Origin of the sequence: Flavobacterium cupriresistens (genome assembly GCF_020911925.1) — a bacterium.
GTDB lineage: Bacteria > Bacteroidota > Bacteroidia > Flavobacteriales > Flavobacteriaceae > Flavobacterium > Flavobacterium cupriresistens.
On the sequence record NZ_CP087134.1, the window covers coordinates 2,888,697 to 2,905,434 of the forward strand.

General features: G+C 36.4%; 7 protein-coding genes. 1 reads left to right on the top strand and 6 read right to left on the bottom strand.

Going from position 1 to position 16,738, the window contains the following annotated elements:
* Positions 1-10: 10 nt before the first annotated feature.
* A complete protein-coding gene (locus tag LNP23_RS12415) occupies positions 11-3,106 on the bottom strand; it encodes a SusC/RagA family TonB-linked outer membrane protein (RefSeq protein ID WP_230001271.1) in 3,096 nt (1,031 codons plus the stop codon).
* A gap of 645 nt (positions 3,107-3,751) precedes the next feature.
* Between LNP23_RS12415 and LNP23_RS12420 the strand changes: the two genes are divergently transcribed.
* Positions 3,752-4,402: a sugar-binding protein gene (locus LNP23_RS12420; protein ID WP_230001278.1), complete on the top strand. Its 651-nt coding sequence runs from the start codon at positions 3,752-3,754 to the stop codon at positions 4,400-4,402.
* Positions 4,403-4,813: 411 nt separating this feature from the next.
* On the opposite strand, the gene LNP23_RS12425 is transcribed toward LNP23_RS12420, so the two are convergent.
* The 5 genes from LNP23_RS12425 to LNP23_RS12445 form a co-directional block, all read right to left on the bottom strand.
* Positions 4,814-7,000, bottom strand: coding sequence for a M1 family metallopeptidase (locus LNP23_RS12425; protein ID WP_230001292.1), 2,187 nt, complete (start codon positions 6,998-7,000; stop codon positions 4,814-4,816).
* 25 nt (positions 7,001-7,025) lie between these two features.
* The gene (locus LNP23_RS12430) at positions 7,026-10,121 is read right to left on the bottom strand and encodes a DUF5107 domain-containing protein (protein WP_230001294.1); all 3,096 of its coding nucleotides are present in this window, start codon (positions 10,119-10,121) and stop codon (positions 7,026-7,028) included.
* Between the two features lie 897 nt (positions 10,122-11,018).
* On the bottom strand, positions 11,019-14,027 hold the full coding sequence (locus tag LNP23_RS12435; RefSeq protein WP_230001301.1) for a glycoside hydrolase domain-containing protein: 3,009 nt from the start codon (positions 14,025-14,027) through the stop codon (positions 11,019-11,021).
* Between the two features lie 38 nt (positions 14,028-14,065).
* Positions 14,066-15,055: a c-type cytochrome gene (locus LNP23_RS12440; protein ID WP_230001303.1), complete on the bottom strand. Its 990-nt coding sequence runs from the start codon at positions 15,053-15,055 to the stop codon at positions 14,066-14,068.
* Between the two features lie 264 nt (positions 15,056-15,319).
* Positions 15,320-16,729, bottom strand: coding sequence for an aryl-sulfate sulfotransferase (locus LNP23_RS12445; protein ID WP_230001305.1), 1,410 nt, complete (start codon positions 16,727-16,729; stop codon positions 15,320-15,322).
* Between the last annotated feature and the right edge of the window lie 9 nt (positions 16,730-16,738).

Sequence of the window (16,738 nt, forward strand, 5' to 3'; positions counted from 1 at the left end):
GATTTTGTTTTTAAAGAGAAAGATTAAGGCCTAATACAAATCTGCGGGTTTGAGGGTATACCGAGGTTGCAACTCCAGTTATTGATCTTACGCCATTTCGTTCAGATGGTGGTATCTCTGGATCAACACCTGAGAAATCAGTTATCGTAAACAAGTTTTCGCCAGCTACAAATATTCTAAGGTTTGATATGTTCAAACGCTCAATGTTTAGATTATATCCAAATGAAATGCTTCTCATTTTTAAATATGATCCGTCTTCTAAGAAACGCGACGAGGCTTTATTCGAGTTACTAGGATTATTGTATATGGCTTGCGGGTGTGTGGCAATATCGCCCGGTTTTTCCCAACGGCTCCATCCTTTTTGAAGGTTCATTTGATTACGGTCTGTATAAGCTCCATCTGAATCAAATTCTGCACGTGCATAATTGTAAATTTTACCACCTACTGAATAACTGAATGTTGCTCCAAAGTCGAAATTTTTATAATTTAAAGTAGTCGAAAATCCTCCAAAATAGGATGGTGTGTAAGCGTCAATAGCAACACGATTTTTTGAAGCTTCTGAATAGCTATAGGTTTTAACACGTTCTCCTGTTGTGGCATCCGTTTTAAACCATTGTGGTTTTCCATTTTCGGGATCTACACCAGCCCATTCCGTAAGGTACCAGGTGTCAACATCGATTCCTGGTTTTAATAGTTTATCTGCTGAACCTGCAATACCAGTTCCGTCACCAACAATAATTTCTTTTCTTGTTCCGTAAAGGCTTGTTACTTTGTTTTTGTTTGTACCGATATTAAAGTCAACATTCCATCTCCAATTTTCAGTTTTAACAATATCGGCATTAATAGAGGCTTCGAATCCTCGGTTGTTTACCGCTCCGACATTTCTCCAGATACTGGTCACTCCGATTACTCCCGGCAAAGGGACCTGGTATAATAAACCCGAAGTGTCTTTGTCATAATAATCTAATGTCAAATTAATTCTTTTAAAGAAACTGACATCCAAACCAATACCGGTTGTATATGTTTTTTCCCAACTTAAATCAGGGTTTCCAATTTGAGAAATTAATGCTCCGGAATTACCATTATAACTATATGATTTTGTTGATGATGCTAATGCGTATAAAGGTAAGTGGGGGTATAGACTGTTAGGTCTGTTTCCTCCCGATCCGTAACTGGCTCTAAGTTTTAAGTTCGTAACATAATCAGCATGGAAGAAGTTTTCTTTGTGAATGTTCCAACCACCACTGATCGAAAAGAAGTTACCGTACCTAGCGTTTTCTCCAAAATTGGAAGCTCCGTCACGACGTAATGAGAATTGCGCCATATATCGGTCATCGTAGGTATAGTTAATGTTTGCTAACATCGATTGTATTGCAGATTGTCTTCTGGTACCGCCTACTTTTTCAGGAATGGCAGCCACATCGGGAATTACAAACCCGGGTGCAATACCTGTGGCAATTCCTTCTGATTCTTTTGCGTCATATTCATTCCATTCGTAAGCTGCAACTGCATTTATAGCATGTGCTCCGAAGGACTTGTTGAATGTTAATAATTGGTTGCTAAAGAAACGGGTATAACCGTCGTTATTATTCTGAACTCTTCCTTTTACAGATAATCCTCCTGAGGATCTGGGGTCAGTATAGTACATGGAATCTTTATTTGAAAAAATGTAGTTATTTGTAGAGGTAAAAGTTAACCATGGCGTAAATTTGATATCAAAGTCTAAGTTACTTCGTACATTGTAGCTTTTTGATTCTCCGTAATTCCATTGTAAATCATACAAATAGTTAGATCCGGTCGTATTAACCCAAGTTGGATTTGGTTGGTTTCCTACCAAAGTTCCATCTTCTAAATAAGGACTGTCCCATGGCATATTGCGATACATAGCGCCTACATCATGTTGTTTATCTTCTGTTCCTGTACGTGTAACATTTACCTGAGGGCGTATGGTCAGCCAGCTGTTTACTTTGTAGCTAAACTTGAGAAGTAAGTTGTAACGTGTATAGTCGTATCCTTTTATAGCTCCTGTTTCATCGTAGATACCAAGAGAAACATAACTTTTAAAGATGTCACTTCCACCATTTACAGATAAGTTAAAATCTCTTGCAAGACCAGTTCGTGTTGCATTTTTCCACCAATCATAATTTTTGTTTCGCAATTCTGGTTTCCACCACCACGCATTGCTAAAATCCTGTTTGTTTGCAAAAGAATCATACAAATCATATAATTCCTGCCCATTCATGACGCTAAAATTACCATTATTTACACTAGTCGCGGCAGTTTTGATAGAGGCATTAATGGATGCTTTGCCATTTTTTCCACTTTTTGTAGTAACAACAATAACACCATTTGCTCCTTGTGAACCATACATAGCTGTAGATGCCGCATCTTTAAGAACCGTTAAAGTTTCAATATCGGCCGGGTTCATATTTCCTGAGTTGCTACCCACAATAACACCATCAATAACCCATAAAGGATCTGTACTACCGTTAACAGTTGTTTTACCACGAATAACTATTTTTCCAACATCACCAGGCTGACCGGATCCCGAGCTTACATATACCCCTGTTGCTTTACCGGCTAGTAAGTTTTCTACAGATGGAGTTGTAGCGTCAATAAGCTTTTTACTGTTCAGCGTTTGTAAAGCTCCGGTTAAACTCTCTTTCTTAATTTTACTGTATCCTACAACAACAACTTCATCCATTTGTTGTCCGGCTTCTTTCATAGTTATTTTTAGACCACCGTTTCCTGCAGGGGCTTCTATTTCCTGCATTCCCAGAAAAGAGAATACTAATATTGTAGAAGCATTTGGCACATCTATAGCAAAACTACCGTCCATATCAGTCTGAACACCTGTTTTGGATCCTTTTATAATAACATTTACGCCTGGGATTGGAACCCCTTTTTCGTCTACAACTTTTCCTTTTACTATTTTTTGGAATGCTAATAAACTGATTTTGTTCAAAGCTTTTTCATTAGCAGGAGCAGCAGCATCGGCTGTCTGAAAGCTTAATGACAAAAGTGAAACTAAAGTCGCTTTTAAGCTTTTTTCAAGTACACTATGCAGACCTGAATTTCCAGGTTTTTTTGCAAATACTTTTTTCATACTCTGGTTTGGTTTTGATTAATAAATTGAATCTTTTGTTTAGTAGGTTTTTCTTTTTCACAGTCAAAATTTAGTTTTTAATAAGGTCTTTAGGATCGTTTTAATTCACAAAAAAAAGAGTGAAATTGAACTGAAAAAAGACCACTAAATTTTAATTATTCGACGAAACTATCGATTATATTTTTATTAAACAAGAAAAAATGTGAAAAATGTGCTCGAACACACAAAATTCGTGTTCTCGAGCACATGAAAATGCAATAAATGCTTTTTTTGGCATAAAAAGATGACAATTTTTCAAAATATAATGCAAAAGACAGAGTTCTTTTATTTAACAGGAATCTTAAGCTGAATATTTTGTTTTTAGTGAATAACCGTTATTTGATTTTATTAAATAAGAATATATTAATTTTTTGATATTTATATTGCCAATAAATTGATTATTCGTTCGCAAAGTGAGGTTCCGTATTTTTGTTATTTTTTGATTTTAAAGCTAAAAATAACGTGAAAAACAGCTTTAATTTTAACGAAAGTTTGCCTTATATTAGTGTTTTAAAAACGAAATAAAACAGTCTTTTTTTTGAGGCTGAAATTTCGAAAAAACAGAAGCCAATTTGGGTTAATGAACCGTTGAAAATCTAAAAAAATATGAGCACAATTTTAAAAGAATATCAAGTAAAATTTACCAATCAAAACGTAAAAATAAATGCTTCAGATTTGGATTTTCAGTGCTGGGAAAAAGCCAATTGTCTAACCGATTTTTGTTCGCCTTGGAATACAGATCCCTTTTCAAAAATCGAATTTCGAGCGCTGTGGGATTTCGATAATCTGTATTTTAATTTTAAGGTTTTTGATGGTGATATTCATATCGATCAAAAAGATGATAGTATCGATAGTATTGGAAATTCGGATAGGGTAGAGCTATTTTTCAGGAAAAATGAAGCGATGAGCCCGTATTATTGTTTGGAGATGGATACAGCGGCCAGAATAATGGATTTTGAGGCCTTTCCCAATCACAATTTTGATTTTAAGTGGAATTGGCCTAGAACCGATTTAAAGCTCGAAGCATCAAAAGAGGATGGTTTTTTTACCGTGCAGGGCAAGATCAGTATGGCGTCTTTAAAAGCTTTAGATTTAATTCATAATAATACAATTGAGACCGGTGTTTTTAGAGCTAAATTTTCTGAAAAAGCGGATTCACAATATGAAGCCACCTGGATTTCGTGGGTGAATCCTAATACTGAAACGCCTAATTTTCATATTGCTTCTTCTTTTGGGAGGTTTGTTTTGATCGAGTAAGGGGTGGATTGTTTTAAGTTTCAGGTTTCAGGTTTCAAGTTTCAAATTTCAGGTTTCAGGTTTAACCGAAAGTGTGCTGGGGCTTACGCAAGGTTCGCGAGTTTTTTTCGCGAAAGGGAGAACAAATCTTTGTGTTTTCTTGCGGTTAAAGGCATTTGCTAAAGAGTATCGTTTTGATACTACTCTCTTTTCTGTACGATTGTCACCCTGAGCGAAGTCGAAGGCTGGATAGGTAAAGGGGGCTTCGGCTTCGCTCAGCCTGACAGATGGGAAATTTGCTCAGCCTGACACATGGGAAATAAACTTTATAAAAAAAGAGATTATCTCACGGATTGCGAGATAATCTCTTCAAAAACAAACAATACTAAATAAGATCGCTTACTTAGGTTTTAATTTCTTTGTTGTCGTTTTTTAGTATTTCTGACTGTTAAACCTTTTGATTAGCGGAGTTACATGGTTTTTGGTATCCTCATCTAAAGAATTCAACGCTTTATCCGCCTCATCAGCTGAGAATTTAGTTAGTCCGCAGATACCGGCCGCAATTACGTTGTAGGATTGATTTTTGATGCTTTCCTGCATCAATTCTTTGTATTCGGGATTAACTGTGCTGGCAAGTTTTATAATCGCAGCAGCTCTGGCAATTGTCTTTTTGTCGTTTTTGGCAATGTTAAGCAGGCTTTTTAAGGCTGCATTTTTAGTTTGATTATCTTCTAATCCAATTGCTTTAATACTTAAAACGCGTACATCGTCTTGTTGGTCTTCTAATCCTGCCAACAAAACAAGCTGTGCATCCTGACTTTTATCTGCAGTAGCAAATTTTACGGCTTCGATTCTGTTAAAATAGGAAGGCGCATTTTTATATTGAAAAAGATAATCGGCTATTTTTTTGTTGTCAATAATTTTGCCTACTAAGATTTTATCAGGATCCAGGTCTGTAAAATTGGGCTGTGCCGGTACATCAAAACTAAAAGTTTGCTCTTTTTTGTCAATTAAGATTTCTTTTCTAATTTTAGTTCCATTCACATAAAAATCCACTTTTAGCGGTAAGCTGAATGTCTGAACCGAGTTGTCTTGTATTTGTTTTACGGCAATGGTAGCTTTTCCGTCAGCATATCCGTATTCAACATTTAAAATTGGGTTTCCGCCTTGGTAATACCATTGATTAAAATAAGGACTCCAGTCTTTTCCGGTAACCTCTTCCATAGCTAAACGCAGTTGGTGTGATTCTCCCGATTTATAAGCATTTGTCGTTAAATAATGATTTAAGGATTTAAAAAAGGCTTCATCGCCCATTTGATTTTTTAGCGCATACAAGATAATCGATCCTTTAGAATAGCTGATATTATCAAACATATCGTCTTGGTTTTGATAATGAAAACGAGCTAAGACAGGACTGTCTCCATTTTTTTGAGAGCGCAGGTAATTTTGTAATTTTTCATAACGAGATTTATCTTCTGCGTCTTGTCCTGCATCATGACCGTGCCAAAGTACCTCACCAAAAGTGGCGAAAGATTCATTCATGGTTAAGTTTGACCAGGATTCAGCGGTAACATAATCTCCAAACCATTGATGAAAAAGTTCATGAGCAATGGTACTCTCTTGGTTATCGTCTAATAATTCTCTTTCTGTTTTTTGTACGTATTCGCCATGTAAAGTGGCAGATGTATTTTCCATTGCTCCCGAAACAAAATCTCTGGCTACTACTTGTGAATATTTCGCCCAAGGATATTCCACACCCAACATTTTGCTGTAAAACGCCATCATATCAGGTGTTTTTCCAAAAATTTGTTTGGCGTAAGGCGCATACTTTGGCTCCAGATAATAACTTACTTCTTTTCCTTTATAGGGAGTATCTTTATAGACTTTAAAATCACCAACAGCCATCATAAATAAATAAGGAGAATGCGGTAATTCCATTTTCCAGGTATCGGTACGCGTTCCGTCTTTATTTACTTTTTGCGCGGTTAATTTCCCGTTGGATAAGGTGGTGTATTTGCCCTCAACCGTCATAGCGATTTCAGAAGTTGTTTTCTGATTGGGTTTGTCAATAGTAGGAAACCAGGCCGAAGAGGCTTCTGTTTCGCCTTGTGTCCAGATTTGAACGGGTTTGTCTCCTTTTCCGTCCGGATTTATAAAGTACAATCCTCTTGCATCTGTGATGGCATTACTCCCTTTGGCTTTCAATTGATCCGGTTTTGCCGTATAATCGATGTAAATAGTATAATTTTCTGTGCTTTTGTATTTTCTGTTTAGCGTAATAAAAAGTTGTTCGTTATTATAGCTGTATTTTAAAGGAATACTTTTTTTTCCGTCCATAACGGCAATTTCTTTGATGTCCATTCCTTTGGCATCTAGCGTAAGCGCATCGGTTTCGTAAAAATGAGGTTTCAGCGTAAGCCATTCTTTTCCATACAAAAAACGTTTTCCATAATCAAAAGACACTTCTAGTTTGGTATGCAGTATATCATGAACTTTTAACGGTGTAACTCTGTAAATCGACAGATCGCTTTTGTTCTGATCTGCATTTTGTGCCTCTATATTTTGGCAGCCCAACAAGACAATGCTAAAAAAGGTGTATTTTAAAAAATGTTTATTCATGATATTATAATTTATATGGGTAGTTTTATAGTTTTTCAATAATTCGAACCTCACCGTCTTTTTCATCCTCGGTCAAAGGAGTTGATTGCTTTTTAGTATATACTTGTAAGGTCCATTGAATAATTTTGTTGGAAGGATATAACGAAGCTTGATTTTTTAACCATGCTGTTGCTTTTTCTGCTGAAGAAGTTTTTTCAATAGCCCAAGCGGACACAAGCTGATTTGCCGGTAAAAAATTCATAACGGTATTGTCTATTTTTGGATTAAAAGTAAGAATTTTTTCTAAGGATTGTTTTGCTGAATCCAAATTATTAAGGCTGGTATAACAGTGATAATCTAACCAGTTTTCAAGTCTTTCATCAATATCTTCCTCATATGGTTTTCCAACACCCAGATTTTGAGGCCACAACTTGGCATCGGCGATAAATTGTAAGGCTTTTTTGTACTGTTTGTTTTTTATTTGGTTTAATGCCTGCATGAGTTTGGCTTCGTGATAAAGTTGCCGTCCTATAGTTGCTCCTTCAAACGGAAGAATTTCTAATTTAGTCAAAAACGTATCTGCTTCTGCATATTTTTTGTTTAACAATAAAGTTTTGGCGTATAACATTCCCATGATATAATTCGTGGAATGTTGTTTGTAAAAAGGAGCTGCAATGGCCAGCGCTTTGTCATATTGTTTTTGATTGATATAATGCTCTGCCAGTAATTTAGGATATCTCCAGCTCTGATTATCTAATTTAGCAGCCTGTTGCAGGCTCGATACGACCAATTGAGCGTCTTCTTTCATTAAAGCCGCTTTTGCCGCATAAAAAGCCGGATCTGCTGGTTGGCTGCCGCATTGTAGAAACAATTCTTTAGCTTTTGAAAGCGTATTGCGATTCCATTCTATTAAAGCCAAATGATATTTCAATTGCCATTGCCCGTTTGTTTGGATTAATTTCTCCAGAATTTCAGCAGTTTCAGGACGGAAAGGAAAACTGGTTCCGGGTTGTATTTTACTTAAATCAACGGCTTTATTTTCTAAAAAAGCCATCCAATAGATAATTTCAGCATTTGGAACGGCAAGAGCAAAAACTTTTAAAGCTTCCTCTTTGCGATTCAATTGTTGATACCAAATCCCTAATTCCAAATAAGTTTGTTCCGGCATTTCATTTCGAATGAGTGAAGTAAAATGCACTTTTGAAGCTGCTGATTTTTCCCAAAGATATTTTTCAAACCCTGCGAAATGATTCAACGGATCAATGGAGTTTATTTGATTTAATAAAGCGGTGGCTTTTTCGGAATTGTTTTGCAAGCGGTAAATCACAGCTAACAATTGTAAACCTTCTAAATTATATGGATTGTTTAGCAGACTTTTTTCTGCGTATTCGATTGCTTTTGCTTGTTGGTTTTCGTTGAAATAAAGTTTACTCAATTGCGTGTAAGCAGCAGAGCGGTATTCGACACTTGAGGCTGCAATGTCAAAACCATCCTTAGCATCCGTATTATTTCCCAAATGTAAATTGGCTAAAGCATAATAATAGTTTGCAGCAGGATCGTAAGTATTTATTGCCAAAGCCTTACTTGCGGTTGCAATTGCTTCCTTGTATTGCAGTTTTCTAATTTGTAAAGAAGCCAGATCGGATAGAGCAGGAGCGTAGTTCGGATCTATTTTCAGGCAAGCCGACAATTTTTCTTCTGCTTTTATGTAATCTTTAAAACTAATGTAATTTTTTCCTTGAAGATACAATCCGTAAAGGGAATTGTTGTCAAAATCTTTTGGTATTTCTAAAGGACGACTTAGATTTCCGTCTTCAGGATCTGAATTCCAAACTAATTTATTTTCGCCAAGCGTAAGTCTTATTTTATTTGGATTAACCGAAACTTGAACAGAGTCTTTGAAGGTTTCTAAGGTCGAAAGCGAAATGTCTTTAGAATAAATTTTCTTTTCATTATCAAAAACTTCGAGTTTGTCTTTTATTTTTTGAAGTGGCGAAAAATAAATTTTCAGCCAGCCGTTTTCATTTTTTACATTTATAGAACCATAGTTGTTTGCTTTTACGAAACCTTTGGTCTGCTTTACAGGAAACCAGTATTCGGTCCAGGAATCTGTTTGGTAGGGTGCAAAAGAGCGTTGTTTAAAAGGAGTAAAGCTACTGTTTTCACTTGCCTGATTGAACAATCTTCCGCTTTGTACTTCAACATATTGTCCGTCTGTATCGGTTAATAATTTTTCCCAGATCATTCCTTGTTGCGACAGTCCCCAAATCCATATTTTTTTACCTGCTTTATCATCGTGATTGCTGTATCTTCCCATTCCAAAGTCTTCGTCATGCCAATAACCACCAAAGAAATCAGTATATTTTCCAAAAACATGATAAGATTTATAACCGCCAAAATCATTATTTTTATAGAAAGAGATCTCCTTGCCATTTTGTTTGTTGATAGGCCAGGCATTGTGCTCACCGTCATGACCCAGGTAGGTAGTGCCCGGATAAATAAACTGCAGATTTCCGGCGGCTTTGATTCCCGTATTCATCCAGGTGTAATAAGGCTGTTCGAATTCGGTTGAATTAAACCAAAACGAATTGGTGGTAAAATAAGCCTTGTCTTTTGGCAGATTAATATCCAGTTTCCACGACGTACGGGTCAGTAAATCTAAAACCTGAATCACACAACTCACACTTCCGTCTTCTCTGTTAATGGTTATAAAATCAACCGGAGTAGCACAATTTGGTGTATGTCCAATAATTCCATAATTGCCTTCTACGCCACCGCTTGTCCAAGGTCCACGCATGGCGATATCTCTGAACTTAATTACATGGTTGTTGTAAACGAAGTCTTTTCCGGTAGCTTTTTCTACGGCTGACCAAAGTTTTCCGCCTACTTCGGGCAGAATCATTAATTTGATATAGTCATTCTCCAATTCAATGACCTTCCATCCTTTTTGAATCGGTTTATCAGTAAAACCATCAAAACGGAAGTACGGATAAATTTTGGTGTCCGGTTTCGGAATCGGATCCGGATCTGAGAATGGATAGGTGGTGAATACTTTTTGGTATTCTTTTATTGTTGGTTGGTTTTGAGCATTTGAAAAAAGGCTTCCGAAGAGCAGAAAGGGAACGAATAGTTTAAGTTTCATAGGGAGCGATTTATTGTTTCGTATTTTTTTGCCACAGATTAAAAGGATTAAAAAAGATTTTTTTTCTTTTTTGTTTTTCACGCAGATTTGGCAGATTTTTTTTTAGCATCTGCAAAATTTGCGTGTTATTTTATCTTTTCATCTGTGCTAAAAACGATTTTGCTTTTGCCACAGATTAAAAGGATTAGAAAAGATTTTTTTCTTTTTTGTTTTCACGCAGATTTAGCAGATTTTTTTTAGCATCTGCAAAATCTGCGTGCTATTTTATCTTTACATCTGTGTTAAATACGATTTTACTTTTGCCACAGATTAAAAAGGATTTTTTTAAATAAATTAATCTGTGTTAATCTGTGAAATCATTGGCTAAAAAACATTTTCAATTTGTGTTAATTCGTGCAATTCGTGTTTAATTTTTACTTTTGCATTGTCATTTCCGATTGCTATCAGGATAACAAGATTAAAAAAGATTTTTTGCAATCTTGTCAATTTCTACGGGTGAGAAATCTCCGAAAGAAACTCCACAATCTTTGTCGAGCTGCTGGTGAAGATTCTTCGTTCCTCAGAATGACAAACTGGGCGGTCAATCTGTGAAATCAGTGGCAAGAAAACATTTTCAATTTGTGTTAATTCGTGCAATTCGTGTTTAATTTTTACTTTTGCATTGTCATTTCCGATTGCTATCGGGATAACAAGATTAAAAAAGATTTTTGCAATCTTGTCAATTTCTACGGGTGAGAAATCTCCGAAAGAAACTCGACAATCTTTGTCGAGCTGCTTGTGAAGATTCTTCGTTCCTCAGAATGACAAACTGGGCGGTCAATCTGTGAAATCAGTAGCAAGAAAACATTTTCAATTTGTGTTAATTCGTGCAATTCGTGTTTCAATCTGGATAAAGCATTACTTAACAATAAGCAACCACCCTTTACCTTTAGCGACCGGAATTTCATCCTTTGCCGTAAAAGTTTGCGCAGGCTGGAAATTAGCCACTTCCAGCGCTGTAATTGTCGCTTTGGCAGGATTGATTCCCAGTTTTTTCCAGTCGATGTTTAATTTTACTTTTACATCAGTATCTGCCCAGCTTGCGATTGAAATTAAGGCTGTACCGTTCTTTTTGTAAACCGTTGCCAATACTTTTTCGTTAGTTGTTTTTACCGGACAGTTTTCGCTCCAATAACCAATCATTTCAGAGCCTTTAATGCCGAAAGTATCCCATAATTTCCAGATTGGTCTTGGGTCTGCATTGTGACTCCAAGGCATTCTGTTGGTCATTCCGTAAACCATTCCTCTCCATGGATTTCCTCCATCTTGCAGCATTTCTCCCATTAATCCAAAAGGAATACCGCTCACTTCAGTTAAGAAAAAGTCAGGATTGTTTTTTTCATAGTCAAAATACTCTCCAAACCACAGTTTATTGATGTATGGAAAGTGTTCCATATACAAATTAGCACTATTGTTAAAACCATCACTTTTGTTGTATTGATTGGCACTGTGCAAATCGATGATTCCGGGGTGACCGTCTTTGGTAAGCACTCTTTTGATACGTTTCATGGTAATTCTGTCAAAAGCCACATCGTCAAGATAGACACCATCGATACCAACGTTTTGTGTCAGCCAATTCATTCCTTCCACATAATAATTGTGCCAACGATTCATACCGCTGTTTACAATGGCAGCATCTTTTATTTCGGGAACAAACCAGGCTGCGATATAATCATCACCCACATGCTCCTGTAGCCAGGAGAATCCGCCTCCTTTACCCGGAGAATAAATTTCGTGACCCAAACTTCTTAAAGCAAAAGTTTCATAAGCTTTATTAGAAACCTCTCTTACGGTGTTGTAAATTTTTACTTTTAATCCTTTTTGATGCGCTTCATCAATGTACTCTTTCATTTTTTTGAATTCAATAAAAGGATAATTAATGTACGGATTAATGGCATTGGCATGGTGTATATTGACTACCGTTGCTCCCGTTTGGGCGATAGTGTCGAGGTTACTGTATTTATGATAAAACTTCGTGTTCCATTGGAAATCAGTGTCTATTTTGCGAAACGGCGTAATCAATAAATTAAAGTTGTAGTATAAAACATCCCCTTTTTTCATTGTGCGATTGCCGCTGTAGGCATTAACCAAAACTGTTTTTTGGTTTGGCGTGATTGTGATTCCGCCTTTGTTTTCGTTGCCCCAGGAAGACGGTAGCAATAAAGGTTTTTGCAAATAAAAATTAGTGTTTAACGGACGGCTGTATTTTTCATCTCTTAATGAAAACTGCAATCCTGCATTCACATTTCCAATCCAGGCACCATCTTGATTTTTGTGTGCTACATCCCATTTCCAATCAAAAGTCTGAGGACGATCACCCCCTTTTTGACCTAATCCCATCATGTATTTTGAAGCAGAAGACTGCAATGGCATATGAAAATTAATATCATTAAATGTAGCATCTTCCAAAGCAGTAATTTTTACAGCATAGGATACAAATCCATCAAATTCGATACTTCCCATCACATCCATTTGAAGGGATTGTGAGGTAGAGCTACTTTCCCACGAAACGGTTCCGGCTTCTTTTTTCAGGAATTTAAGGCCTGAGTTTTTCCATTTTAAAGATTCTTTTCCTGTTGCATCTATAAAATGAAATGCTGCCGGAGCAGTCAAAATATCATTTGGTTTTGTACCGATAGAAGTCATTTCGGGAGTAAAGAAAGTTTGGATTTGGGTTGGAAAACCATTTGAACCTAAGACTAATTTTCTCCCTAATAAAGAGATTTCAGTATCTTTTACTACTAATGGAATGTAAGGTGCAATAACCGTATTTTCCTGAGCCAAAGTTGAGTTTAGCCATTTTAAACGCGTCATTTTTTCCGGAAAATCGATTCCTCCGTTTTGAGTCACTTCGTTCGTTACTTTTATTTGAAGGGTAATTTCTTTTGTTTTTCCATCACAATTCACGACTGCTTTTCCGGTATAGGTTCCCGCGGCAGTAGTTTGCGGAATGTCAATGCCACACCACATTGCCTGTACTTTTCCTTTTGAAACTGAAACGGTATTGGCAAATACAGATCCGTCATATCTGGTTCCGTCGGTATTGATGCAGTTTAAATATTTAGCTTCAATGATTGCTCCGTTGTTGCTGATTAAATTGGAGAAAGTAACTTTTAAATTAGTAATGTCCTGCAAGGCGTAAACCCCCAATTGAAAAGCTAAATATTCCCCTTTTAATGCGGTGTCAGTAAAGGTGTTTTGAACTCCTTTTTGGATCCAGCGCTGTGGCAGATCATTTTTCATTCGGATTGAATTTAAACGGTCTTCGGGAAAAACGATAAAAGAACTACCACTGTTTTTAGCAATGATGTCCTGTGTTTCTGCCGCTGTAGCAATAACTTCCATTGGGTAGTAACTGTTAAAAGCATTTACACTCTGGATTTCCTGAACAGTAGTATTGTCCGCCACAGCTGTTTTTATTTTGGCCAGCCATTGCGCATCGGCTTTGTATTCGGCTTTGGCATACACTCCTTTTGGATAGTTTGCATCACCTTCATCAATATAGGGCATATAGTACACATAATAAGTCGTCTGACCCGAAACCGGCTCAAAGAAAATAGTACCGCTTTCTCTCGTGATGTTAACTGTTTTCAGGTTTGTAATTTCTTTTCCGGTGGCATCCTGAATGATAATTCTCTTTTGATCGGGATTTGTATCTCTTCGACGCCATTCGATAGTCGTTTTGGCAACGGCGCCAGTACCGGAAAAGACCACCATAGCGCGATGATTTCCTAATTGATTTGGATTCCAACTGTCATTACCGTCGGTATATTTTATTTGTTGCGCGCTTAATGGAATACTGATAATGAAAAAATACATTAGCACTATTCGACTTAAAATTGGGTTGTTTTTTAGGTTTGGCTTCATTTTTTTGTTCAAGTTAAAGGGAGATATTGATATAAAAGTTAATAAACGGCTTTCCATCCATTTTGTTTCCAATAGGCAATAATGGGTTTGTATGGACCGTATTTATGTTGTTCTTCAGAAAAAGTATCACTAAAAGGACTGTGGGCATAATCGATTGGTTTGCCCATTTTATTTGGATAGTCAAATGTTTTGGGATTTGGTCTCGCGTGTATGGCATCATCATTTACGTAAGCGGCAATGTCCAGTGCTTCTGTGTCTGTAAGATAAGGTTTTCCTAGCGTTACTTTATCGTATGGCATGTTGCTTTTTAGCCACTGGGCTTGTTTGATAACTCTATGCATGCTTGAGCCCGGCTGATAGCCGTATTGTCCCCAAAGCGGAGGATACACATAACCGGATTTGTCCTCGTTGTATTTTCCTTCCCCATCAGCTCCGTGGCAACGAACGCAGTTTTCGATAAATAATGTTTTTCCTCTTTCAGGGCTGGCAGCTACATCAGGAAAATCGATTTCCAGATTTTTTGCCCCTTTGAATTGTCCGTCTTTAGGAACAAATTTGCTAATCCATTTAAAGTAAGATAAAAAAGCGACCATTTCTTTTCCGTCAAGCGGAAGGGGTTTACCGGAATGAGGACGCATGATGCAATTATTAACCCGTTCAGCAAGTGTGAGTACTTTATTTTCACGTCCGCGATACTGTGGATAATTGTCATGCGAAGACATCAGGTTGAAAGCATGCGGTTTTGTACCGGCATCCTGATGGCAATTGGTACAGTTCATTTTATTGCCCAAATATTTTCCTTTAATGCCGTTTGGCCCAATATAATAAGCTGTTTTTAGCATTAATTCTCTTCCATATCGAACGGATTCACCAAATGGATCGTCCGGAATTTTGGAGGTATCTATGGTAATGTAACCTTCATCGTCTGAGGTTTCTTTTGCTAATGTTTGAGAATTAGAGGTATTGCACGAATTGAACACTACAATTGGCAGCACTAAAAAGAAACCAATAAGAATTATTTTTTTCATGTTTACTAGTTTTAATCTGATACTCGAATACTAAAAAAGTGAATCGCTTACGTCATTATTATTAATCCGTTGGTTATAGTTTAGCTAAATGTTTTTTAACACATTAGGAACATAGATTTGGCATTTTACAATTGGAGAAATTTCAAGAAAATCACATTTTTTTTCATCTCGTCTCCTGTGATTTATTTAAAGTAAAACGCCTTTTTTTAAGCTTTGTCAGCTATGTCTCTATGTGTTAAAAATTAATTGTGACTAAAGTTTTTTTTAATTGAAAAGAAACGGTTTTAATTTTTCTTCCGGAATAAACTCAACGCGATAAGGAGGAATTTCGGACTCTAAAGCCCAAAGTAAAACTCCTTTTTTATTCGTCAGAACCGTTATATGTCTTTTTGAACAACAGCACAATAGCGTTTCTTTATCAATCATATAAGCACTTCCCATTCTGTCATTATAAATTTCTTTGGGCAATTTGATCTGAAAATCCAATTGCGCGGAATTATCTTTTTCATTTATTTTCAAAGCAAATACCGAGGATTGTTTTTTATCAACACCATTATCAAAAAAGAGTAGACTGCCTTCGGGATTAATGTGTGCGGCATGTGCTTGCGAGAAACTAGAATTTTCTTTTTGCGATAATGTACCACCTTTTCCTAATTTCCAGATCACTTTTCCGGTTTTGGCATCTACTTTCCAAATTTGACCGTTATTGTAAAAAGAGATCAGAAAGTTTCCATCTTTATCATAATTCAGACTGTTGGCGTGCATCCAGTCTTTTTTGGTTTTCAATAATGCTTTATCTTTCATTGGATCTAAGTCGTCAAAAACACTCCATTTCCAAAGCTGTTTTCCTTTTTTATTCAAAATAAGAATACCATCTCCATTGATTGTATCACGTTTTTTGCCACCAATAGCCGTTAAATCGATTATTCTTTCATCAACAAACAAGGTTACAATTTCATTAGTCGATTTTTTGATAATTTCATGATGAATGACTTGTTTAAAATCACCTTGTCCTTTTTTAATATGTGTTAAAGTGTCTCCCTGTAAATTGATTTCCAGAATTTCACTTCCGTAGCTTGTCGGTTCATTGTTTTTTCCTAAAATAGCTATAATGCTTTGGTCTTTAGTAAAATGAGTGACTTTAAAACCGGTTCCTTCTACGGTATGATACCATCTCAAATTACCTTTATAATCAACAATATAAGCGGTACCCGGCGTTTCTCTTTTGCCCATTAGCAGAAAACCTTTTTTGAAATTTTGAGGCAAAAGTTCCGGTTTCTGAAAATTGGCTTTAAATTGTTTTTGTAACCATTCGGGTAATTTTCTGGTTTTAAAATGATATATTTTGCTTGTCTTTTTTTCTCCGTCTGCAACCGTAACCACCTGAAAACTATAACTAGTTTCGGGACTAACGCTACAAAGTATCAAAGAATGTGAAAGTCCTGTTTTTGAAATTGGAGTAGCTACTTTGTTTTTAATTCCTTTTGTATCAGCCCAATATTCTGCATAAACCGAAAGGTCGTCACTCGTAGTAACATCGATCTGAATCTTCAATTCGTTGTTGCTATGAGTTCCAATGGCAATATTTAGAATGCGATTCTGATTTTTGGAACAGCTTGCCAATACAAGTAATACCAAAATAAAACTCCATTTTACAATTAATTTTTTGATCATAGGAAAAGC